The sequence below is a fragment of the Archangium lansingense genome (genome assembly GCF_026626635.1).
In the GTDB taxonomy this organism is placed as follows: domain Bacteria; phylum Myxococcota; class Myxococcia; order Myxococcales; family Myxococcaceae; genus Archangium; species Archangium lansingense.
In genome coordinates this window covers 1,631,227-1,651,236 of the sequence record NZ_JAPNKA010000001.1, presented here as the reverse complement: position 1 = coordinate 1,651,236, position 20,010 = coordinate 1,631,227, and the positions used below count along the sequence as shown (strand labels likewise).

Here is a 20,010-nt window from a genome sequence, read left to right as displayed (position 1 = left end):
GCCGCCGCCGACTGCGGTGGCCCGACGTTCACCAGGCACCAGCAAGGGAGCAACTTTCAATGCGTGCGCGCTTCACCAACCAGAAGCTCATCGTTGTGGGCGGTACCAGCGGGATGGGGAAGGCCGTTGCCCGAATCGTCCTCGAGGAGGGCGGGCGAGCCGTTGTCATCGGGCATCGAGACGACAAGCTCCAGGCCGCCGTCGCGGAGTTGGCTGCGTTCGGTCCCGTGGATGGCCTGCGCGCGGACATCACCTCTGGCACTGAGAGACGGGCTCTGGAGGCCCAACTGCACAGGGACCACGCCGACGCGACGCTGCTGGTCAACGCAGCGGGCGTCTTCCTGCCGAAGGCCTTCTTGGAGCACGAGGAACGCGATTACGACCTGTATCTTGACATCAACAAGGCCACCTTCTTCATCACGCAGGCCGTCGCCAGGTCCATGGTGGCGCTGCGCAAGGGGGGCGCGATGGTCAACATCGGCTCGATGTGGGCCAGGCAGGCCATCCAGGCCACTCCCTCCTCGGCCTATTCGATGGCCAAGGCAGGACTTCACTCGCTGACGCAGCACCTGGCGATGGAGTTGGCTGGCCATGGCATCCGCGTCAACGTGGTTTCGCCGGCAGTCGTCGAGACCCCCATCTACGAGGGTTTCATCCCGAAGGAGCAGGTTCACAGTGCGCTCCAGGGGTTCAACGGATTCCATCCGCTCGGCCGCGTGGGCCGCGTAGAGGATGTTGCGCAGACCATCGCCCATCTGTTGTCGAACGAGACCGCTTGGGTCACCGGCGCAATCTGGGATGTCGACGGCGGCGTCATGGCAGGACGCAACAAGTACAGCTGACCCTTGGAATGGTTCCCCAAGCAGTTGGGGTGCACCGCCCTGGTCATCAGACGAGATCCCGCTCCGGTTCAATGTCCTCCAGTCCAAGGGCTTCAAGCGCGATTCCAAAAGCCTGGGCCTGCTGCTGCATCAAGGAAATGACCTCATGAAATGCCATCAGACGACCCAGCGCGAACTCACGCTGGGTTTCCGTTGCGGAGCGGCTCTCGGCTTTGGCTTCCATCGCCTTTTCCTTGAGAAGGGTACACAGGTCGCGAACGTAGAGGTCCATGCTCATGGCTGTCCGTTTCCTTTCAGCTTCTTGAGCAGGCCCTCGAGAATCTCAAGCTGCTCGGTTTGCCGATTTATATCCGAAGGCCACTTCTTTTGGGTCAGGGCGTCTCGCTGCCGTGGCTCCAGTGATGACCAATTCGGGATGTGCTTATCTGGATTGGCTATTTTGTCCTTGTGGAGCTCAATCTGTTTCTGGAGCGACGCGATTCCTTTTCTCAGCTCATCTGGCGACTTTCCTTCGTAATTCCTCAAGAAGCCAGCATGCTTTCCCCCACTCTCGGCAATCTCCAGAGCGCTCCTGGGGGTAGCGCCGTTTCCGCCCGAGCCATGGGCCGTCATGGCGACAGCCCCTGGGGCAAGGGCGATGGTCACGGTTTCGGCACTCACGACGACCATCTCCACTTCCCCTACCGCCGCGAGACGAAACCCCACCTGCGTCTCTGCCTGCGCCGCCGCCTGCATCGCGCCGGGCAGTTTTGGCACCTTCGCAGCCAGCCCCGCCGCCGTGTTGCCAATGGCCGCCGTGGCCAGCAAGGCGAACGCCCGCGCCGCATTGCGGCCCATCCGCTTGCCGTAGCGCTCGCCCGCCTCGCGCAGCTCGTTGAACGTGGTGACCCGGTCCGATTCATCCATCAGCCGCTTGAAACCCACGACGAGGCCCCAGAAGGTATCGACGCCCACGTAGGATATAATCGTGGCGGTCATCACTGCCGCGATGCCCTTCGAGATCGTCACGTCGGGAATGGAGACGAGGATCATGTACGTCGTCCAGGTCCAGAGAACGGCCGCCACCATGGCGTGTGGGTCGGCCATGTCCTTGAACGCCTCCAGCATCTCGTCCAGCACGGCGCCCTTGGCCAGGGCCATGGCGAGCGCGAAACGACCATCCCCATTGACTGTGGGGCTTCCCGTCAGCAGGCGGAGACAGTCCCCGGGCCTGCCGGTGCGCTCGCACCAGCGCAGGTAGGCGCGCGTCAACTCCACCTCCGCCGTCGTTGTCTGCCCCTCCAGGTGCTCGCTCGCCCCGAGCGGAGTGATGCGGCGGCTGGGTGTCTCGTACGTGTACGAACCGCTCCGCGCCTCCACTTCGAACAGCCGCCGGGCGGCTTCCTCGGGCCGAGTTGGGGGCCGAACATCCCGAGCCAGATCCGACACGGCCTTCTCGAACTCGCCGTTGCCCAGTGCCACCGGCTCGGCGCCGGAACGAGGGGTGAAGACGATGGTGTCGGTCTGGCCCGTGTCCAGGCGCACGACCCGAGACGCACTACCGCATCCGGCGAGCAGCACCACCAGCACCGCCGTCCAAGACAGCTTCATGGGCATTCTCCCGGGATGATGGCTACGCCCTATTGGGTAGCCATACCGGGCAAATACCCCTTGGGTCTGACGAACACTGAAACACCAGAGACCCTATTGATTTGCTTGAAGCACCGGGAGAGGGCCGTGCTACAGCGCGCGGGACGCGAGGTAGCGCGCCAGCGCCTGGGCCTTGGGAATCAGGGTGTCCACCTCGATGAACTCGTCCACCGTGTGGAAGCCCTTGCCCCGGGGGCCCAGCCCGTCGATGGACGGAATCCCCATGGAGGACGAGGTGCTCGCATCCGAGCCACCGCCCACCAGCGGAGCCTCGCCATGGCCCAGCCCGGAGGCATGGGCACACGCGCCATACGCCGCCATCAGCGCCGCGGAGGCCTCGGTGCGCTCGAGTGGCTCGCGGGCCACCCCACCGCTCACCTCGACGCGGGTGCCAGGAACGCCGGCCGCGGCCTCCTCGGCCGCCTGACGGAAGCGCTGCACCAGGTCCTCCCCATCCGCGCGCGTGCAGAAGCGCAGGTCCACCTCCGCCACCGCATGGTCCGGCACGGTGTTCTTCCCCTGGCCACCCGTCACCTTGCCCACGTTGACGGTGATGCCGCGCGGGTAGTCGGTGAGTTGCTGCACCCGGTCCACGAAGCGGGCGAGCGCCCACAGCGCGTTGGCCCCCTCCTGGTGCGCATTGCCCGCATGGGCAGCCTTGCCGTGCGCCACCGCGGTGGCCATGCCCGTGCCCTTGCGCCGAGTGATGATGGCGTCCGCGGCCCGACCGGACTCGAAGACGAGACAGGCCTGCGCCCCAGCGATGGCCTTGCGAATGACACCAGCGCCCTCGGGCGAGCCCACCTCCTCGTCCGACACCACCACCAGCCGCAGCGGGGGCAGCTTGTCCAATCCCCCCGACGCCGCGAGCGCCTTGAGCGTCCAGGCGATGACGACGAGCCCACCCTTCATGTCCAGCACGCCCGGGCCGCGCCGCAGCGCCCCATCCTTCCGGTAGCCCTCGAACTTGCCCGGGGGAAACACCGTATCCAGGTGGCCCACCAGCGCCAGCGGCGCGAGCCCCGCCCTTCCCTCCGAGCGGAACACCAGGTGGTCCGCGTACCGCGTACTGGGCACCACCTCGGCCACCAGCCCCGGCATGGCGAACTGCTCGCGCAGCAGGGCGCCCACCTTGCGGCCGCCCTCCGCGTTCTCCGTCCAGGAGTTCACCTCCACCAGCGCGGCGAGCGCTTCCTCCATCTCCCCGAGCCTGCCCACCAGCCAGCTGGCCGCCGCTTCACCCATCTCGCGCATCGTCCTCGGCCTCCCGCCGAAAAGTTTCGCCCCGGGGTGCATCCCCGGTTGCAACCCGGGCATATGCCAGGCCCCCGCCTCCAGGGAAGGTGCCCCGGCGCCCGCCCGCCCGACGCCCCAGCACGTGCCACTCGGGGGAAGGAAGCTTGCCGGGGACGGTGGGGGTCCGCACCTCAAGAGGCAGGAGGATGAACGATGGCGGACGCGCTGTGGATTTTGGTGGCCAATGGGAGCCGGGCCAAGCTCTTCGCGACGGACGAGCGCGCAGAGGTGTGGGACCTGAGGGAGGAGTTCCAGCACGAGGAGAGCCGGTCCATGTCCCGGCAGCTCCTCAACCAGCCGGACAACCCCAACGCGGGCTCCCTGCACAAACCCCAACCCGAGAATCAGCCGGATGCTCGCCAGCAGCTCGAGCACGAACGCTTTGCCCGCGAGCTCGCCGCTCGGCTGGAGCGGGGCCTGAACGACCATGCCTATGACCGGCTGGTCATCGCCGCCCCACCCGGCTTGCTGGGCCTGCTGCGCAAGTTCATCAGCAACCGCGTGCACCAGCGGGTGATGCTGGACTACCGGGCGGACTACGTGAACGTGCCGGAGCGTGAGCTGCCCGAGCGCATCCCGCTCTCCTAGGTAGGCAAGCAGCCAGGTCGAGTGCCCGGAGCCCCTCCCCGCTCCGGGCCTCGTCCGTGCGGGGCTCTTGGCCCACACCTGGACCTACATTCTGGAACACGCCCCCTCCGCTCGGGCGCGCTCCGTGGTACAGGTGGGAGGGGCGTCAGTTGGAGGACATTGGAGTCCCTCTTGGCGCCATCACGCGGACGTAACGAGATTCATGAGACTTCCCCTGATCGGCACCCTCAAGCTGCGTGGCCGCCTGACGCTGTACGTCACCCTGCTGGCCGTTGCGCCACTGCTCCTCTCCACCTGGTTGGGGGTCGGCACCACGCAGAAGATGATGCAGGAGCAGGTGCACGAGATGCTCCGCATCGAGGCCGAGGGTCTGAAAGACCTGGTGGAGGCCTCGCTGGTGGAGCGCGAGACGAGCGTGCGCAGCTGGGCGGAGGACGCGCTGCTACGCGAGTCGCTGCAGCGAGACAGCTACGCGATGAGCGATAACGTGCTGGCGCGGCTGCAGCTGCGCTACACCACCTTCACCGGGCTGGTGCTCTTCACCGATGACGGCCGGGCTGTCTCCGCCAGCACGCCGGCACTGCGCGACTCCTTCGCAGGCCAGGAGGAGGCGGTACGCAACGCGCCCTGGTTCAAGGCGGCCCAGGAGGGGCGCTTCACCAGCACGACGCTCACCCAGGAGGACCCCGTCTTCGGCATGCAGGTGCTGCACCTGGCGGCGCCGGTGATGGAGTCGCGGAGCGGGCGGCGGATGGGCGTGCTGCTGGCGGCGTATGACTGGGGCCAGGTGGGCGAGGTGGTGAAGGCCGCGGTGGCCCGTGCCCGCTCGCGCAAGAACGAGAGCTTCGCCCTGGAGGTGCGCACCGCCTCGGGCACCGTGCTCTTCGACTCGCGAGGCCAGGAGGCCTGGAGCATCCCCAACGTCGTGTCCGAGCAGGCCATCAACGGCTCGGAAATCCCCGACGTGGGTGACGGCTGGCGCTTCGTGGCGCTCTCGGACCCGGAGGAGGTCTACGCCACGATGAACAAGCTGGTCGCCGCCATCGGTGCGGGAGCGATGGGCGTGGTGGTCCTGGCGGCCCTGGCCTCCCTGCTGGTGGCGCGCAGCATCACCGCCCCCATCTCCCGGCTGAGCCAGGTGGTTCGCCGCATCGTGAAGGAGGGAGACCTCACCCAGAAGCCCGACGTGCGCTCGAACGACGAGGTGGGCGAGCTGGCCCGCTCCTTCGTGCATCTGGTGGACCACCTGCGCGAGACGACCGAGAGCCTGCAGCGCGGCACGCAGGTGCTCACCGACACCGTGGCCGAGCTGACGCGCGCCGCCGAGGAGGAGGAGAGCAACCTCACCCGCCAGGCAGCGGCGCTGCAGCAGACGCAGGTGACGGCGCAGGAGATCAAGCAGACGTCGGAGGTGGCGGCCGAGCGGGCCGGCGCGGTGCTGATGGTGGCCACGCGCGCCGAGGAGCTGGGCCAGGGTGGCGCGCGCGCGCTCGCGGAGAGCATGAACGGCTTCCAGACGCTGAGAGATCAGGTGAACGAGATGGCCGAGCAGATCAGCGGGCTCAACGAGCGAGCCCAGCGCATCGGCGGCATCACCCAGACGGTGAAGGGGCTGGCGGACCGCTCCAACATGCTGGCGCTCAACGCGGCCATCGAGGCGGTGCGCTCCGGCGAGCACGGCAAGGGCTTCGGCATCGTTGCCAAGGAGATCCGCACCCTGGCCAACCAGTCCATCCACTCCACCGGTCAGGTGGGCGGTCTGCTCGAGGACATCACCCAGGCCATCCTCAAGACGGTGGAGCTCAGCGAGCAGGGCCGGGTGCGCATGGAGGCGGGCATGGCGCAGGCGCGCACCAGCGGTGAGAGCATCCAGGCGCTCAGCGGCATCGTGCAGGACAACATGAACGCGGTGAGGCAGATCTCCGGCGCGGTGAGCCAGCAGAACGCGGGCATCAACGAAATCTTCAGCGCCCTGACGGACCTCTCCTCCCTGATGCACGACACCATGGTGGGGCTGCAGGCCACCCAGCGCGTCACCCAGTCGCTGCGCGAGGTCGCCGAGCAGATGCAGCACGTGGCGCGCAGCTACCGGGTATAACCCCGGGCCCATGAGCCCTCCGCCCCGCGCCGTCATCCTCGACCTGGGCAACGTCCTGGTCTTCCACGACAACAGCCTGCTGTTCCGCAGGCTGGCGGCGAGGGCAGGACTGCCGCCCGCGGAGGCAGAGCAGCGGCTGTCGGGCGCGGGCTGGACGGCGGCCAACCGGGGCCTGCTAGGCGCCGAGGGCATCCGGCGCGACGTGTGCGGCGCGCTGGGGGTGGAGATACCGGCCGAGGAGTTCAACGCCCTGTGGAGCAGCCACTTCACCGTCCACGAGGCAGTGCTGCCTCGCGTGGAGGGGCTGGTGGGGCGGGTGAAGCTGGTGCTGCTGTCCAACACCAACGTGCTGCATGCGGCCTGGCTGCGGCCGAGGCTGCCGGTGCTGGAGCGCTTCGACCACCTGGTGCTCAGCTGCGAGGTGGGCCACGTGAAGCCCGAGCCCGCCATCTACCAGGAGGCACTCCGGCACGCGGGCTGCGAGCCACACGAGGCCGCCTTCTTCGACGACCTGCCCGAGTTCGTCCAGGCCGCGAACGCGCTGGGCATTCGCGGCCACCTCTTCACCACCGCCGCGTCCTTCGACGCACAGCTGAAGGCGCTCGGACTGTAGGGACGGCTACTTCTTCTCGTAGCGCGCCACGGGGGGCTCGTGGAGAGCGGCCTCCGTCCAGGCCTTCATCGCCGGCAGGGCGAGCACCGCATCCCGGTAGGCGGCGCACTCCGCGTCCAGCGCCACATCGTAGGTGACGAAGCGCGTGACGACGGGCGCGTAGAAGGCATCCGCGATGGAGAAGGCGCCAAAGAGGAACGGCCCGCCCTGGCCAAAGCGCGAGCGGCACTCCTTCCACAGCGAGGTGATGCGCGCGATGTCCTCGCTGACGCCGGGAGCGCGGCCCTCGCCAGGCAGGCGGGCGCGGAGGTTCATCGACATGTGGTTGCGCAGGTGGGTGAAGCTCGAGTGCATCTCCGCGGTGACGGAGCGGGCCAGGGCGCGAGCAGCGGTGTCCTGGGGCCACAGCTTCGCCTGGGGAAACTGCTCGGCCAGGTACTCGCAGATGGCCAGCGAGTCCCAGATGACGAGCTCGCCGTGCTGCAGCGCCGGCACCCGGCCACTGGGCGAGTACTTCGCGATGTTCGCGGCGGTGTCCGCCTGGCCCAGCGGCACCACCACCTCGCGGAAGGGCTGCCCAGTATGGGCGAGCGCGAGATAAGGCCGCAGCGACCAGGAGGAGTAGTTCTTCGAGGCGACGACGAGGGTGAGCTCTTTCATGGGGGCGCACCATATAGCGCCCCCGTCCCGCGCGAGGTCTCAGCTCGCGGGGCGGAGCAGGTTGCGCAGGCGCGACATCCACGAGCCACGGCGTCGGCGCACGGGCGGATCAATGCGGTAGACGGGCACTGGCAGGCGGATGTTCTTCAAATCTCCCCGGCCCAGGCGCACCACGGGAGCCATCACCTGGCTCTGCACCTGCTGCACCACCGGCTCGCTGACGTAGAGGGAGCCGGGCCGGGCGAGTGACTCCAGCCGGGCGGCCACGTTGACGCCCTCGCCGAAGATGTCTCCGTCCCGGTGCACCACCGAGCCCAGGTGGATGCCGATGCGCAGCTCCACCCGGCGCGTCTGCGGCACGCATTCGTTGCGCGCACACAACGCCGACTGGAGTTCCAGTGCACATGCCACCGCGGGCAGGGCTTCGTCGAACTCGACGAGGAAGCCATCCTCCAGCTGCTTGATTTCGCGTCCCCCATGACCGGTGAGAAGCCCGCGCACCAGCCGGCCATGCTCCTGGCGCAGCTCGTTGTTGAGCGCTTCGTCCCGCCGGGCCTCGGGGCTGAGCTCCACCATGTCCGTGAACATGATGGCCGCTACTTTCCTGGGTTCCGGTTGCGGCACTTCCGCCATCATCAACGCGTCTCCTTCTCCCCCCCACCTGACAGCCGCGAATGTTACCCTAGTGACACTCGCCTGGCCCGCCGGAGGGCAGCCCGACAGCCGCGCCTAATCCCACCTGCTGGTAGGAATGAGAGTAATTCATTCCTGACGCAGCGCACAACGTACGGCGAGAGCGAGGGTCTACGAGGAGACATCGGGCGTCACGAGAGTGTCGCCCTGTTACTGTTGTGGGCGAGCCTGCACCCATGTCGGCACCCGAGGACGAACAGGACGCACACGCCCCGCTCTGGCCGCCGCTGCTGGTGACGGCGGGAGTGCTGTGGGTGGCCACCCAGGCCCGGCAACAGAAGCTGGTGCTCGCCGCGCTGGCGACATTGGTGGTGCTGCCCACGCTGTGGCGAGTGCTGACACGCCGGTGGGTGCGCGGGGATGTGATTCGAGGGCTGGGCATGGGCTACATCGCCTGCCACGTGCCGCTGCTGCTGGGTGCATGCTCCACGCTGGACCGGCCCGAGTGCCGCATCCGCCTGTGCCTGGACGGAGTGCTCGCAGGAGCGCCCTACGTGCCCTGGGCGGGAGTGCTGGGCACCCTTCTCTACTGGGCCTGGGCTACTCCAAGTGGAAACCGCCGCGCGCTGTGACACGTGCCTGGCAGCATCCGTCACGGAGCACCCCCAACCGGTGGATGGCTTGCGGCTCGGAATGGCACCGACCTAGCGTCGATGGCCCCTCGAACATCTGGAGACAGCCATGGACAACCTCGGCAGCTGCTGCACGCTCGACCTCGACACGTTCCAGAAGACGAAGGCGCACGTGTCGGCCAACCCAGAGGCGGGCAAGGGCCGTTTCGAGACGGTGACGGAGTGGCGTGATGGGGCCCAGGCGGTAACGCGGGCTCGCAGCTTCACCCTGGAGACGGACGAGCCCACGGCGCTGGGTGGCAAGGACCAGCACATCGATCCGATGGAACTACTGCTGGCCGCGCTGGGCACGTGTCTGACAATTGGCTGGGTAACGCAGGCGCGGATGCGCGGCCTGGACTACCGCAACCTGCGCATCAAGGTGAGCGCGCCGTTTGACCTGAGGGGCTATCTGAACCTGGACCCGAAGGTGCGCGCGGGCTTCTCCGAGCTCCAGTACACCGTGGAGGTGGACACGGACGCGGATGCCGCCACGCTGGAGGAGATTCGCATGGCGACGGAGAAGACCAGCCCGATGTTCGACAACATCCTCAACCCGACCGCCATCTCCGGCCGCGTCATGAAGCTGAACAGCAACGTGGCCGCCTGAGCACATTTGCTCAAGCACATCTCCCCAAGCACATTTCCCCAAACACATCTCCCCAAACATTTCCCCAAGCACATTTCCCCAAGCACATTTCCCCTCTCCCCCCGGGAGAGGGACGGGGTGAGGGTATCTCGTGGACTCGGGTTCGCATCCACACGGGTTCAACCCGTGGGCCCCGATACCCTCACCCTGACCCTCTCCCGGGGGGAGAGGGAAGGGATTGAGGGAAGGGATTGAGGGAAGAAATTGAGGGAAGAAATTGAGAGGAGCGAGGCTCAGCGCTGATGGGCGCGCAGCTCCTTCACGAGCCGCCCGGCGCCGTAGATGTGCTCGAGGGCTTGCAGCAACCCCTCGCCATGTACGCCCACCGCGCGGTTGTTCTCCGGCACATAGGCGTACTCGCCGCCCAATGAGTGCAGGTTGCCATCGAAGATGAGCCCCACCACGCGGCCCTCACGATCCACCATGGGCGAGCCCGAGTTGCCGCCGATGATGTCGTTGGTGGTGGCCACGTCGAAGGGCGTCTCACCGGGCACCTTGCCCTGGGCCTTCATCCACGAGTCCGGCAGCCGGAAGGGCTCCTTGCCCGTGTGACGGCCGTAGGCGCCGGCGAACGTCGTCACCGGCGGCACCATGCGCCCGTTCTCCTCCCAGCCCTTCACCGTGCCGTAGTTGAGGCGCAGGGTGAAGGTGGCATCCGGGTAGCCCGTGGTGCCATGGGCCGCCAGCCGCGCCTGCGCGAGCAGCTCGCCATTCTTCTTCAGCACCGACTCCACCGTGTCCTCGTAGCGCTTGCGCACCTCGCGGGCCTGCGCGTCCACCCGGCGCGCCAGCAGAATCATCGGATCCTTCGAGGCCTCCACCGCCGCCTTGCCGCCCTCGAGCAGCCGCTGACGCTCCTTCACCTCGAAGAGCTTCGTGCCCTTCACCAGCGCGCGCGCCAGCTCCTCCGGGGCCTCGCGGCCGAGCACCGTCTGCACGAACGGGTCATCCGCACCGAGCGTCTCGCGCAGCTTGTTGAAGCCGAAGGTGAGCGAGACCACCTCCAGCTCCGCGGGAATGGGGGCATCGCGCAGCAGCCCCTGACGCAGGCCGGGGAGCTGCCCATCCGTGTACTCGCGCAGCCGCTCCGGGTTGGGCTTGGGCTGCTCCTCCGCTGCGCGCACCAGATTCTGCGCGATGTCGAAGAGCTCGGACGGGAAACCATAACCGTCCTCCTTCAGCCGGTACTCGGCCAGCAGAGGCCTGTAGGTGTCCAGAGCGCGAGCGATGGCGTCCCAGGAGCCCGCGGTGGTGGCCTTCAGCTTCGGATCCGCCTCCACCTTCGCCCGGAGCTCCGCCTCGGCCTTGCGCTTGTCGGCGAGCAGCGAGGGCTCGGCCAGGGCCTGGTGCCGGCCACGCAGCGCCTTCAGCGCGTTCTCCACCGAGCGCAGCCGCGCCCGCGTGGTGCGGAAACGCTCCGGCGTGGCCGAGGCGAACTCCCGCAGCATGCCGCGCCGCTCCGCCAGGAACAGCAGTTGGAACGGCAGCGCCACATCGCGCTGGAACTCCAGCTCCGCCACGGTGAGTTGCCGCTGGGTGGCACCGGGGTGGCCAGAGACAAAGACCAGGTCCCCCTCCTTCGTGCCTTCCTTGGCCCAGGGCAGGTAGTGCTCCGTCTTCAGCGGCTGGCCCTTGGAGTCCCATACGCGCAGGAAGGCCGCGTCGAAGCCGAAGCGCGGGAAGTGGAAGTTGTCCGCGTCCCCGCCGAAGGCCGCCATGGAGAACTCGGGGGCGAAGGCCAGGCGCACGTCCTGGAAGCGGCGGTACTGGTAGAGGTGGTACTTGCCGCCGTTGAAGAGCGTCACCACGTCACAGCGCACCTCGGGCCCGGTGGCGCACTCGCTCTCGATGGTCGACATCTCCGCCTTGAGGGCGGTGTTGAAGGCCGCGCCGCTCAAGCCCTTCGTGGCGCCCTGGAGGCGCGCGGTGACATCCGTCATCTTCATGAGCTGGTTGGCCTCCACCTTGGGGCAGCGCAGCTCGTCCTTCAGCTCCTTCGCGAGAAAGCCCGTGGCCAGGTAATCGCGCTTCGGAGAGGACAGGTCCTGCACACAGGAGCGGATACAATGGTGGTTGGTCATCACCAGACCATCCGGCGACACGAAGCTCGCCGAGCACCCGCCGGCCAGCCGGACGGAGGACAATCTCAGGGAATCCAACCATTCCTGCGAAGGCTCGAAACCATAGGCGGCCTTCACGGCGGCGCGGGGAAAGGCGTCATAGGTCCACATCCCCTCCTCCGCGGCGGCGGGGAGGGACAGGAGCAGGCCAAGGGCGAGCAATCGTTGCACGGGCAGACGTTCCTTCCAGGGAGGGAGAGGGGCCCGGTTGTGGCCCGGGAGTGGCGCGTCGTCAACCCGAGCGGACGGAGGGATGCACGTCGGGCTTGAGTTAGAGGCGGGGACTGCGGAAGGTTGGGCCCAATGGCGACGAAGCACCACATCTACCTGGTCCCCGGCTTCTTCGGCTTCGCCAACCTGGGAGAGCTGCTCTACTTCGGGCACGTGCGCGACTACTTCGTGACGGAGATGGCGCGCCGCGGCGTGGAGGTCGAGGTGGTACAGGTGCTCTCGCACCCCACCGGCTCCATCCGCACGCGCGCCGCGGACCTCTTCAAGGCCATCGAGGCGAGCGCGAAGGACGACGACGGCCCCATCCACCTCATTGGCCACTCCACTGGAGGGTTGGACTCGCGACTGCTCGTCAGTCCGGGCGCCTTGCTGGGCGACGACATCGACGTGGAGCCCTACGCCCGCCGGGTCCGCACGGTGGTGACGGTGTCCACGCCGCACTCGGGCACCCCGCTGGCGTCCTTCTTCCTGGGCCTCTTCGGGCAGAAGCTGTTGCAGCTGCTGTCGCTCTTCACCGTGTACGTGCTGCGCTTCGGCCGGCTGCCGTTGACCGTGGCATTCCGGCTCGGGAGCCTCCTGACGCGCTGGGACGAGCAGCTCGGCTTCCGCCCCACGCTCCTGGACCAGCTCTTCGAGCAGCTCCTGGGGGACTTCTCCGTCGAGCGCCGGGAAGACCTCGTCCGCTTCCTGGGTGACGTAACCAACGACGCCTCGCTCATCCCCCAGCTCACCCCCGAGGGTATTGATCTCTTCAACGCGAGCACCCTCGACCGGCCGGGAGTGCGCTACGGCTCCGTCATCACCCAGGCGCGGCCACCGTCGCTGCGCGCGCGGCTGAGCGCGGGGTTGGACCCCTACGCGCAACTCACACACACCGTGTACGGGTTTCTCTACGGGCGAACCCAGCGGATGCCTCTGACGGCGATTCCCCTGCACACCCCGGCGCAGACGGAGGCGCTGGTGCAGGCCTACGGAGCAATGCCGGGCCCGCAAGCCTGTGACGGCATCGTCCCGACGCGCTCGCAGGTGTACGGGCGGGTGCTGACGGCGGTGCGCGCGGACCACCTGGACGCCATTGGCCACTTCGACCAGCCGGCGCACCGGCCCCCTCACGTGGACTGGCTCATCTCGGGCTCCGGCTTCCGCCGGCTCCAGTTCGAGCGCCTGTGGAACACCGTGGTGGATTTCGTCCTGCTGGAGACCTGATACACAGCGGACCCAGCCGTCGACCTGGAGTCCATCATGTCCTCCCACCTTCGTGACGTCTCTCCACGCGCCCGCCAGGCGCTCGTGCTGGCGCTGCTCGCCGTCGTGACGGGCTGTGCCACCGTGCCCGAGGCGGGGCCCACGCCGCCGTCCGAGCACGTGCCCGTGCTGTTCGTGCACGGCACCGATGACACCCCGGGTGCCTTCTTCGCGATGCTCGATGCGTTCCAGGAGGCGGGCTGGCCAAAGGAGCGGCTGCACGCGGTGCGCTTGCACCCCAACAACGGCCAGCTTCCCATCGAGGTGATGGCCTATCAGGTGCGCCGCGCGGCGGAGGGCCTGCGCAAGCGCACCGGCGCCGAGCGCATCGACGTGGTGGCCTTCAGTCAGGGCACGCTGTCCACGCGCTACTGGATGCAGGAGCTGGGGGGACAGCCGCGCGTGCGCCGCTTTGTCTCCATCTCGGGGCCGCACCATGGCACGAGGGCGGCGTACCTGAAGGCGGACCCGGCCCTGGTGCAGATGCGTCCGGACAGCGCCTTCCTGCGCGAGCTGAACCGCCGCGAGAAGCCCTTCGGAGACACCCAGGTCTTCTCCTTCTGGACGCCGCTGGACAGCACCGTCGTCCCGGCCGACAGCGCGCGCCTGCCCGGAGCCACCGAGCGCACCTTCTTCGTGCCCGCCCACCAGCTCATGCTGAGCGCCCCGGCCGTCATCTCCGCGACGGTGGAGGTGCTGGCACAGGCTTCGCCGCAATAGGGCCACCCGACACGGCCCTTGCGGAACACCCCGCATCGCGCTTGGCTGCCGCGCATGCCTCTGTATGCACTGGGAGATTGGACGCCCGAGGTCGAGGGCGCGTACTGGGTAGCACCCACCGCTTCTGTCATCGGCCAGGTACGCCTGGGCAAGGACGTGAGCATCTGGTGGAACGCCGTCCTTCGTGGAGACATGGACCTCATCACCATCGGTGAGGGGACCAACATCCAGGACGGCGCCATCCTCCACACCGACGCGGGTATCCCGTTGGAGCTGGGCCGTCACGTCACCGTGGGACACCGAGCCATGCTGCATGGGTGCACCGTGGGTGACGGGACGCTCATCGGCATCGGCGCGACGGTGCTCAACCGAGCCCGCATCGGCCGCAACTGTCTGATCGGCGCCCACGCGCTCGTCACCGAGGGCGTGGAGATTCCGGACAACAGCCTGGTTCTGGGTGCACCGGCCAAGGTGGTCAAGACCGTGACCCCCGAGCAGCGTCTGGCGCTGGAGCACTCCGCGCCCCACTACGTGCAGAACGCCCGGCGCTACCAGGCCGAGCTGCGTCGCATCGGGGACTAGGGAGCGGGGGCTCGCACGCCCGTCTCTTCGCCCACGCCCGCCTGCCCTCCAGGCGGGTGACTGCCGGGTTGGCGTGGGCCCCCACCGTCCCCACCGTCAGTAAAAACCGGCGGCTTTCCGACCGGGCGGAACTACGACGAGGGACGACGCATGACCATGAAGTTCCCCAGCCATATCAATCTCCCACGCGAGGCCCGCGCGGAGCTCATCGAGCTGCTCAACACCTGCCTGGCTACGTCTATCGACCTGCACTGGCAGGTGAAGCAGGCGCACTGGAACATCCGCGGCAAGGACTTCATCAGCCGCCATGAGCTCTTCGACGAGGTGGCCGAACACGTGCGCAAGCAGGCCGACCAATTCGCCGAGCGCGCCGGTGCTCTGGGTGGCTATGCCCGGGGAACCATCCGCCTGGCCGCTGAGAACAGCGAGCTGGAGGAGTACGACCTGAGCGCGATGAACGGCGATGACCACGTCCGCGTCCTCGTGGATCGCGTCTCCCGCTACGCCGCCACCATCCGTGACGGCCTCCAGCGCATTGGCGATCTCAACGATCCGGTCACCGAGGATCTGCTCACCCAGACCCTCGGCCAGATGGAGCAGGATCTCTGGTTCCTGGAGAGCCACCTGTACGGCTCGGCCGCCACTACGCGCGACGAGGCCGCTCCCCCCTCCATCATCGAGGAGCGCAGCCCCTCTCCCAACGCCTGATTCCGCGCGTCGAGATGCGCGCGGGCGACTCAGCGGATATAGATGGCCCTCATTTCTGGAGGGCCATACTGGATGACGCCGGGACACATGCAAGGGAAGGTCTGCTTCATCACCGGAGCCACCTCGGGCATCGGGCTGGAGTCGGCCCGGGCGCTCTCGCGCCAGGGGGCTACCGTGGTGCTGTCTGGACGGGACAAGGGCCGAGGCGAGGCTGCACTCGCCGAGGTGCGCCGCACCGTGCCCGACGCGAAGTTGGAGCTGCTGCTCGCCGATCTCACCTCGCTGGCTTCCGTCCGCCAGCTCGCCCAGGACTTCCAGTCCAGGTACTCGCGGCTGGATGTGCTGCTCAACAACGCGGGCCTCATGCACGACCGCCGCAAGGTGACGCCTGATGGCTTCGAGGCCACCCTCGCCACCAACCACCTGTCGCACTTCCTGCTCACCCACCTGCTGCTGGACCTGATGAAGGCCAGCGGCCCCTCGCGCGTGGTGAACGTTGCCTCCGAGGCCCACCGCATGGGCTCGCTCGACTTCCTCGACGACCTGCAGGCCGAGCGCGGCGGCTACAGCGGCATGACGGTCTACGGCAACTCGAAGCTGGCCAACATCCTCTTCTCCCGCGGTCTGTCCAAGCGACTGCAGGGCACGAAGGTGACGGTCAACAGCCTGCACCCGGGTGTGGTGCGCACCGGCTTCGGTCTCAACTCCGAGGGCTTCTTCAAGCACCTGGTGAAGTTGGCCGGGCCCTTCATGCTCTCGGCCGAGGGCGGCGCCCGCACCTCCGTCTTCCTCTCCTCCTCACCCGAGGTGGAGGGAGTGAGCGCGAAGTACTTCATCAAGAGCAAGGTGGCCCGCGAGTCCAAGGCTGCCCAGAGTGAAGAGGGCGCCGAGAAGCTGTGGCAGAAGAGCGCCGAGCTGACGGGGGTAGGAAGATGATCGATCTCTACACATTCACCACGCCCAACGGGCGCAAGGTGTCCATCGCGTTGGAGGAGCTGGGGCTTCCCTATAAAGCCCACGTGGTGGACATCACGAAGGGGGACCAGTTCAAGCCCGAGTTCCTCGCCATCAACCCCAACAACAAGATTCCGGCCATCGTGGACCCCGCGGGTCCGGGCGGGAAGCCGCTGTCCGTCTTCGAGTCCGGGGCCATCCTGCTCTATCTGGCGGAGAAGACGGGGAAGCTGCTGCCGGCGGATCCTCGCGGGCGCACTGAGGCGGTGCAGTGGCTGATGTTCCAGATGAGCGCCGTAGGGCCGATGCTCGGACAGCTCGGCCACTTCAAGCGCTTCGCCAAGGAGCAGATTCCGTACGCCATCGAGCGCTATACCCAGGAGTCCGCGCGCATCCTGGGGGTATTGGACAAGCACCTGGCGCAGCACGAGTTCCTGGCGCCGGAGTACTCGGTGGCGGACATCGCCACGTACCCGTGGCTGGCGGGCGTGCCCCAGTTCTACCCGGAGCTGCTGTCGCCCGTGGCCAACGTGCGGCGCTGGCTGGATACCGTAGGCGCCCGCCCGGCGGTGCAGCGCGGCATGAAGGTTCCGGAGATCAAGTAGTCCCCCCGAGGGGCGCGGATGTGCTCCGCGCCCCCGATTGTTTCCTTCTGTCATGCCCACGCTCGAACAGCTCCGTTTCGACAACACCTACGCCCGCCTGCCCGCCGGCTTCGGGGTCGCCCTTCGCCCAACCCCCTTCCCGGATGCCCGCCTGGTCAGCGTCAGTCCGAGCGCCATGCGTCTGCTCGGCCTGGACCCCTCGGAGGCCAGCCGCCCCGAGCTCGTCCAAGCTTTGGGTGGCACGCGGTTGCTCCCCGGCATGGAGCCCTTCGCGATGGTGTACGCGGGCCACCAGTTCGGGGTGTACGTGCCCCGGCTGGGTGACGGCCGCGCGTTGCTGCTGGGCGAGGTGATCAACGCCGCGGGCGAGCGGTGGGATGTGCAGCTCAAGGGTGGAGGGCCCACGCCCTTTTCACGAATGGGGGACGGGCGCGCGGTGCTGCGCTCCACCATCCGCGAGTACCTGTGCAGCGAGGCCATGCACGGCCTGGGCATCCCCACCACGCGTGGGCTGTGCATCCTCGGCAGCAGCGAGCCGGTGTACCGCGAGGAGGTGGAGACGGGAGCCATGCTGGTGCGCCTGTCGCCCTCGCACGTGCGCTTCGGCACCTTCGAGTACTTCCACTACACCGAGCAGCACGAGCACCTGAAGACGCTCGCCGACTACGTCCTCACCCGGCACTTCCCGCACCTGGTGGACGCGCCGGACAGGTATGCCCGCTTCTACGCCGAGGTGGTGGAGCGCACGGCGCGCCTCATCGCTCAATGGCAGGCGGTGGGCTTCGCACACGGCGTGATGAACACGGACAACATGTCCATCCTCGGGCTCACCCTGGACTACGGGCCCTTCGGCTTCCTCGACGACTTCGAGCCGGGCTTCATCTGCAACCACTCGGATGACCAGGGCCGCTACGCCTTTGACCGGCAGCCGCGCATCGCGATGTGGAACCTCGCCTGCCTGGGCGAGGCGCTCCTCACCCTCATCTCCGAGGACGAAGCGCGCGCGGCACTCGGCACCTTCCAGCCGTCCTTCTCCGCGCACTTCCTCGCACGCATGCGCGAGAAGCTGGGCCTGCGCGAGGCTCGCGACGAGGACCGGAACCTGCTCGAGTCCCTCTTCGCGCTCATGGCCGGGGCGCGGGTGGACTACACGAACTTCTTCCGCGCACTGGGCCGCTTCGACACCTCGCCAGACGCGCGCAACGACTCACTGCGCGAGCAGTTCCCCGACCGCGAGGGTTTTGACACGTGGGCAGCGGACTACCGGCGGAGGCTCGCGGCCGAGGGCAGTCAGGACGCGGAGCGGCAAGCGCAGATGAACCGGGTGAATCCCAAGTACGTGCTTCGCAACTACCTGGCGCAGACGGCCATCGAGCGCGCGCAGAAGGGGGACTTCAGCGAAGTGGATCGGCTGCGTGCGCTGCTGGAGGACCCGTTCTCCGAGCATCCCGGGCACGAGGCGTCTGCCGAGCCGCCGCCCACGTGGGGCCGCCACCTCGCGGTGAGCTGTAGCTCCTGACGCCATCCCGGCTGCGCATTCCTCGTGGATGTTCCACACTGGCGTCCACGAGGAGGAGCGCACATGAAACGGATGACGGTACGTCTCGTGGGCACGGTGTTGCTGGGGCTGGCCACGGGCTGTGACAACCCCAATGGCCTTCCGGAGCTCTGCAGCGCCCGGGGCAATGCCGAAGGCAAGGTCTCCATCACCTGCTTCACCCGCTTCAGCGATGGCAGCTTCGACGACATCCCTGCCATCACTCAGACCCTAGCAGGCACCTCGGGCTACGTGGAGCGCTGGCAATATGGCGAGTCGCTGCACTTCACCGACTTCAACGGTGACGGGCGCGTGGACCTGTGCAGCGCTCGGGGCAATGCCGAGGGGTACGTCGACGTGGCCTGCCACGAGCGCAAGGCCAACGGCGACTTCCCGGGCACCGCCACCTTCAACCAGACCGTCACCGGCGCCACGGGCTGGGTGGACGACTGGCAGTATGGAGAGGCCCTGCACTTCACCGACTTCAACGGTGATGGGCGCGTGGACCTGTGCAGCGCCAGGGGCAACACCGAGGGCACCCTCGACGTGTCCTGCTTCCACCGCACCTCTGGCGGAGGATTCCCCGACGAGCCCTCCTTCCAGCAGACCCTCACGGCCAGCACGGGTTGGGTAGAGCGCTGGCGGTACGGCGAGGCCCTGCACTTCGTCGACTTCAACAAGGATGGGCGCGTGGACCTGTGTGGCGCCAGAGCCAATGACGAGGGCAACCTCGAGGTGTTCTGCTACCAGCGCGATGCCGAGGGCCGCTTCCCGGACACGCTCTCCTTCCAGCAGTTCCTGGGCAACCGGGGGTGGACCAACCGCTGGCAGTATGGCGAAGCGCTGCACTTCACCGACTTCGATACGGATGGGCGCGTGGACCTATGTGGTGCGCGCGGCGCGGGTCCGGGCCAGCTCGAGGCCGCCTGCTTCTTCCAGATGAGCAATGGCACCATGCGAGGCCAGGCCGACTTCCGTCATGCCTTCCTGGGCGCCACGCAATGGGAAGGCGACTGGGCCTACGGCGAGGACCTGAGCTTCGTCGAGCCCTAGCCGGACGGACTCCTCGCCCACCGGCCAGACGGGCGGGCAGTCGCAGCGGGAACAGGGCGGGCCCGGTGCCTAGCTTGAGGGGCACCATGAGCGAGCTCGTCTCCCAACCCCGAGGCTTCTTCCAATCACTCGGCCCCGGCCTCGCCGGCGCCATCTCCCTCACGCTCGTCCACCAGGGTGCGCGCGCCGTGCTCGAGCACCCTCCGCGCATGGATGTGCTCGGCATGCGCTCCATCAAGAAAGTCTCCAAGCGGCTCGGCGTGCGTCCGCCTCATGGCCGCGCGCTGTACGTGCAGACCCTCATCGGCGACCTGTTGAGCAACACCCTCTACTACGCCCTCGTCGCCATGGGCCGCCCGCGCCACATCTACCTGCGTGGTGCCCTCCTCGGTGCACTCGCGGGACTGGGCGCTGTGGTGCTCCCCCCTTACCTCGGGCTTGGTAAACGCCCTAGCCGCGCGAAGCGCTCCACCGCGTTCCTCACCGTGGCCTGGTACACCCTCGGGGGCCTCGGCTCGGCCCATGCCGCGAAGCGCTCGCTCCTGGCCTCCACCACGGACTGACGCGGGCGCCGAA

General features: G+C 67.8%; 20 protein-coding genes and 1 pseudogene. 15 read left to right on the top strand and 6 right to left on the bottom strand.

From position 1 onward, the window contains the following. Positions 1-59 precede the first annotated feature (59 nt). A complete protein-coding gene (locus tag OV287_RS06740) occupies positions 60-842 on the top strand; it encodes an SDR family NAD(P)-dependent oxidoreductase (protein WP_267533156.1) in 783 nt (260 codons plus the stop codon). A 46-nt stretch (positions 843-888) separates the two neighbouring features. Here the strand turns inward: OV287_RS06740 and OV287_RS06735 are convergent, their stop codons facing one another. From OV287_RS06735 to OV287_RS06725, 3 genes and pseudogenes are all read right to left on the bottom strand, one after another. Next, positions 889-1,119, bottom strand: a complete 231-nt coding sequence (locus tag OV287_RS06735) for a hypothetical protein (RefSeq protein ID WP_267533155.1) — start codon at positions 1,117-1,119, stop codon at positions 889-891. A 304-nt stretch (positions 1,120-1,423) separates the two neighbouring features. Next, positions 1,424-2,432: pseudogene (gene sitA5 / locus OV287_RS06730) on the bottom strand (SitA5 family polymorphic toxin); the annotation flags it as partial. A 129-nt stretch (positions 2,433-2,561) separates the two neighbouring features. Further along, positions 2,562-3,725, bottom strand: a complete 1,164-nt coding sequence (locus OV287_RS06725; RefSeq protein ID WP_267533153.1) for a M20 family metallopeptidase — start codon at positions 3,723-3,725, stop codon at positions 2,562-2,564. Positions 3,726-3,920: 195 nt separating this feature from the next. On the opposite strand from OV287_RS06725, the gene OV287_RS06720 reads away from it, so the two are divergent. From OV287_RS06720 to OV287_RS06710, 3 genes are all read left to right on the top strand, one after another. After that, on the top strand, positions 3,921-4,355 hold the full coding sequence (locus OV287_RS06720) for a host attachment protein (RefSeq protein WP_267533152.1): 435 nt from the start codon (positions 3,921-3,923) through the stop codon (positions 4,353-4,355). A 202-nt stretch (positions 4,356-4,557) separates the two neighbouring features. Then, the gene (locus OV287_RS06715; protein ID WP_267533151.1) at positions 4,558-6,453 is read left to right on the top strand and encodes a methyl-accepting chemotaxis protein; all 1,896 of its coding nucleotides are present in this window, start codon (positions 4,558-4,560) and stop codon (positions 6,451-6,453) included. 10 nt (positions 6,454-6,463) lie between these two features. Then, the gene (locus OV287_RS06710) at positions 6,464-7,066 is read left to right on the top strand and encodes an HAD family hydrolase (RefSeq protein WP_267533150.1); all 603 of its coding nucleotides are present in this window, start codon (positions 6,464-6,466) and stop codon (positions 7,064-7,066) included. Between the two features lie 6 nt (positions 7,067-7,072). Here the strand turns inward: OV287_RS06710 and OV287_RS06705 are convergent, their stop codons facing one another. Beyond that, positions 7,073-7,726 carry a glutathione S-transferase family protein gene (locus OV287_RS06705; RefSeq protein ID WP_267533149.1) on the bottom strand — a complete coding sequence of 218 codons (654 nt, stop codon included), beginning with the start codon at positions 7,724-7,726 and terminating at the stop codon, positions 7,073-7,075. A 39-nt stretch (positions 7,727-7,765) separates the two neighbouring features. Next, a complete protein-coding gene (locus tag OV287_RS06700) occupies positions 7,766-8,362 on the bottom strand; it encodes an adenylate/guanylate cyclase domain-containing protein (protein ID WP_267533148.1) in 597 nt (198 codons plus the stop codon). 233 nt (positions 8,363-8,595) lie between these two features. On the opposite strand from OV287_RS06700, the gene OV287_RS06695 reads away from it, so the two are divergent. Then, positions 8,596-8,991, top strand: coding sequence for a hypothetical protein (locus tag OV287_RS06695; protein WP_267533147.1), 396 nt, complete (start codon positions 8,596-8,598; stop codon positions 8,989-8,991). A gap of 109 nt (positions 8,992-9,100) precedes the next feature. Then, positions 9,101-9,640, top strand: coding sequence for an OsmC family protein (locus tag OV287_RS06690; protein ID WP_267533146.1), 540 nt, complete (start codon positions 9,101-9,103; stop codon positions 9,638-9,640). 272 nt (positions 9,641-9,912) lie between these two features. On the opposite strand, the gene OV287_RS06685 is transcribed toward OV287_RS06690, so the two are convergent. After that, positions 9,913-11,910 (bottom strand): S46 family peptidase, encoded by a 1,998-nt coding sequence (locus OV287_RS06685; protein WP_267542303.1) that lies wholly within the window; start codon positions 11,908-11,910, stop codon positions 9,913-9,915. A gap of 192 nt (positions 11,911-12,102) precedes the next feature. Here OV287_RS06685 and OV287_RS06680 point away from each other — a divergent pair, with 192 nt between their 5' ends. The 9 genes from OV287_RS06680 to OV287_RS06640 all read left to right on the top strand — a co-directional run bounded on the left by OV287_RS06680 (position 12,103) and on the right by OV287_RS06640 (position 19,997). After that, a complete protein-coding gene (locus OV287_RS06680) occupies positions 12,103-13,236 on the top strand; it encodes an esterase/lipase family protein (RefSeq protein WP_267533145.1) in 1,134 nt (377 codons plus the stop codon). A 36-nt stretch (positions 13,237-13,272) separates the two neighbouring features. Continuing rightward, positions 13,273-13,995, top strand: coding sequence for an esterase/lipase family protein (locus tag OV287_RS06675; RefSeq protein ID WP_267533144.1), 723 nt, complete (start codon positions 13,273-13,275; stop codon positions 13,993-13,995). A 54-nt stretch (positions 13,996-14,049) separates the two neighbouring features. Continuing rightward, complete coding sequence (locus tag OV287_RS06670; protein WP_267533143.1) at positions 14,050-14,577, top strand: gamma carbonic anhydrase family protein; 528 nt, start codon at positions 14,050-14,052, stop codon at positions 14,575-14,577. Positions 14,578-14,733: 156 nt separating this feature from the next. After that, on the top strand, positions 14,734-15,285 hold the full coding sequence (gene dps / locus OV287_RS06665) for a DNA starvation/stationary phase protection protein Dps (protein ID WP_267542302.1): 552 nt from the start codon (positions 14,734-14,736) through the stop codon (positions 15,283-15,285). A gap of 87 nt (positions 15,286-15,372) precedes the next feature. Then, a complete protein-coding gene (locus tag OV287_RS06660; RefSeq protein ID WP_267533142.1) occupies positions 15,373-16,221 on the top strand; it encodes an SDR family oxidoreductase in 849 nt (282 codons plus the stop codon). Beyond that, positions 16,218-16,844: a glutathione S-transferase N-terminal domain-containing protein gene (locus tag OV287_RS06655; RefSeq protein ID WP_267533141.1), complete on the top strand. Its 627-nt coding sequence runs from the start codon at positions 16,218-16,220 to the stop codon at positions 16,842-16,844. The genes OV287_RS06660 and OV287_RS06655 overlap by 4 nt, the downstream gene beginning before the upstream one ends. Positions 16,845-16,896: 52 nt before the next feature. Next, positions 16,897-18,363 (top strand): protein adenylyltransferase SelO, encoded by a 1,467-nt coding sequence (locus tag OV287_RS06650; protein WP_267533140.1) that lies wholly within the window; start codon positions 16,897-16,899, stop codon positions 18,361-18,363. Positions 18,364-18,426: 63 nt separating this feature from the next. Continuing rightward, positions 18,427-19,434 carry an FG-GAP repeat domain-containing protein gene (locus OV287_RS06645; RefSeq protein WP_267533139.1) on the top strand — a complete coding sequence of 336 codons (1,008 nt, stop codon included), beginning with the start codon at positions 18,427-18,429 and terminating at the stop codon, positions 19,432-19,434. An 86-nt stretch (positions 19,435-19,520) separates the two neighbouring features. Beyond that, a complete protein-coding gene (locus OV287_RS06640; protein ID WP_267533138.1) occupies positions 19,521-19,997 on the top strand; it encodes a hypothetical protein in 477 nt (158 codons plus the stop codon). Positions 19,998-20,010 lie beyond the last annotated feature (13 nt).

Coding starts and splice junctions, on each gene's coding strand:
- OV287_RS06740 (WP_267533156.1), top strand. CDS start 60: ATGCGTGCGCGCTTCACCAACCAGAAGCTCATCGTTGTGGGCGGTACC.
- OV287_RS06735 (WP_267533155.1), bottom strand. CDS start 1,119: ATGAGCATGGACCTCTACGTTCGCGACCTGTGTACCCTTCTCAAGGAA.
- OV287_RS06725 (WP_267533153.1), bottom strand. CDS start 3,725: ATGCGCGAGATGGGTGAAGCGGCGGCCAGCTGGCTGGTGGGCAGGCTC.
- OV287_RS06720 (WP_267533152.1), top strand. CDS start 3,921: ATGGCGGACGCGCTGTGGATTTTGGTGGCCAATGGGAGCCGGGCCAAG.
- OV287_RS06715 (WP_267533151.1), top strand. CDS start 4,558: ATGAGACTTCCCCTGATCGGCACCCTCAAGCTGCGTGGCCGCCTGACG.
- OV287_RS06710 (WP_267533150.1), top strand. CDS start 6,464: ATGAGCCCTCCGCCCCGCGCCGTCATCCTCGACCTGGGCAACGTCCTG.
- OV287_RS06705 (WP_267533149.1), bottom strand. CDS start 7,726: ATGAAAGAGCTCACCCTCGTCGTCGCCTCGAAGAACTACTCCTCCTGG.
- OV287_RS06700 (WP_267533148.1), bottom strand. CDS start 8,362: ATGATGGCGGAAGTGCCGCAACCGGAACCCAGGAAAGTAGCGGCCATC.
- OV287_RS06695 (WP_267533147.1), top strand. CDS start 8,596: ATGTCGGCACCCGAGGACGAACAGGACGCACACGCCCCGCTCTGGCCG.
- OV287_RS06690 (WP_267533146.1), top strand. CDS start 9,101: ATGGACAACCTCGGCAGCTGCTGCACGCTCGACCTCGACACGTTCCAG.
- OV287_RS06685 (WP_267542303.1), bottom strand. CDS start 11,910: ATGTGGACCTATGACGCCTTTCCCCGCGCCGCCGTGAAGGCCGCCTAT.
- OV287_RS06680 (WP_267533145.1), top strand. CDS start 12,103: ATGGCGACGAAGCACCACATCTACCTGGTCCCCGGCTTCTTCGGCTTC.
- OV287_RS06675 (WP_267533144.1), top strand. CDS start 13,273: ATGTCCTCCCACCTTCGTGACGTCTCTCCACGCGCCCGCCAGGCGCTC.
- OV287_RS06670 (WP_267533143.1), top strand. CDS start 14,050: ATGCCTCTGTATGCACTGGGAGATTGGACGCCCGAGGTCGAGGGCGCG.
- dps (WP_267542302.1), top strand. CDS start 14,734: ATGAAGTTCCCCAGCCATATCAATCTCCCACGCGAGGCCCGCGCGGAG.
- OV287_RS06660 (WP_267533142.1), top strand. CDS start 15,373: ATGCAAGGGAAGGTCTGCTTCATCACCGGAGCCACCTCGGGCATCGGG.
- OV287_RS06655 (WP_267533141.1), top strand. CDS start 16,218: ATGATCGATCTCTACACATTCACCACGCCCAACGGGCGCAAGGTGTCC.
- OV287_RS06650 (WP_267533140.1), top strand. CDS start 16,897: ATGCCCACGCTCGAACAGCTCCGTTTCGACAACACCTACGCCCGCCTG.
- OV287_RS06645 (WP_267533139.1), top strand. CDS start 18,427: ATGAAACGGATGACGGTACGTCTCGTGGGCACGGTGTTGCTGGGGCTG.
- OV287_RS06640 (WP_267533138.1), top strand. CDS start 19,521: ATGAGCGAGCTCGTCTCCCAACCCCGAGGCTTCTTCCAATCACTCGGC.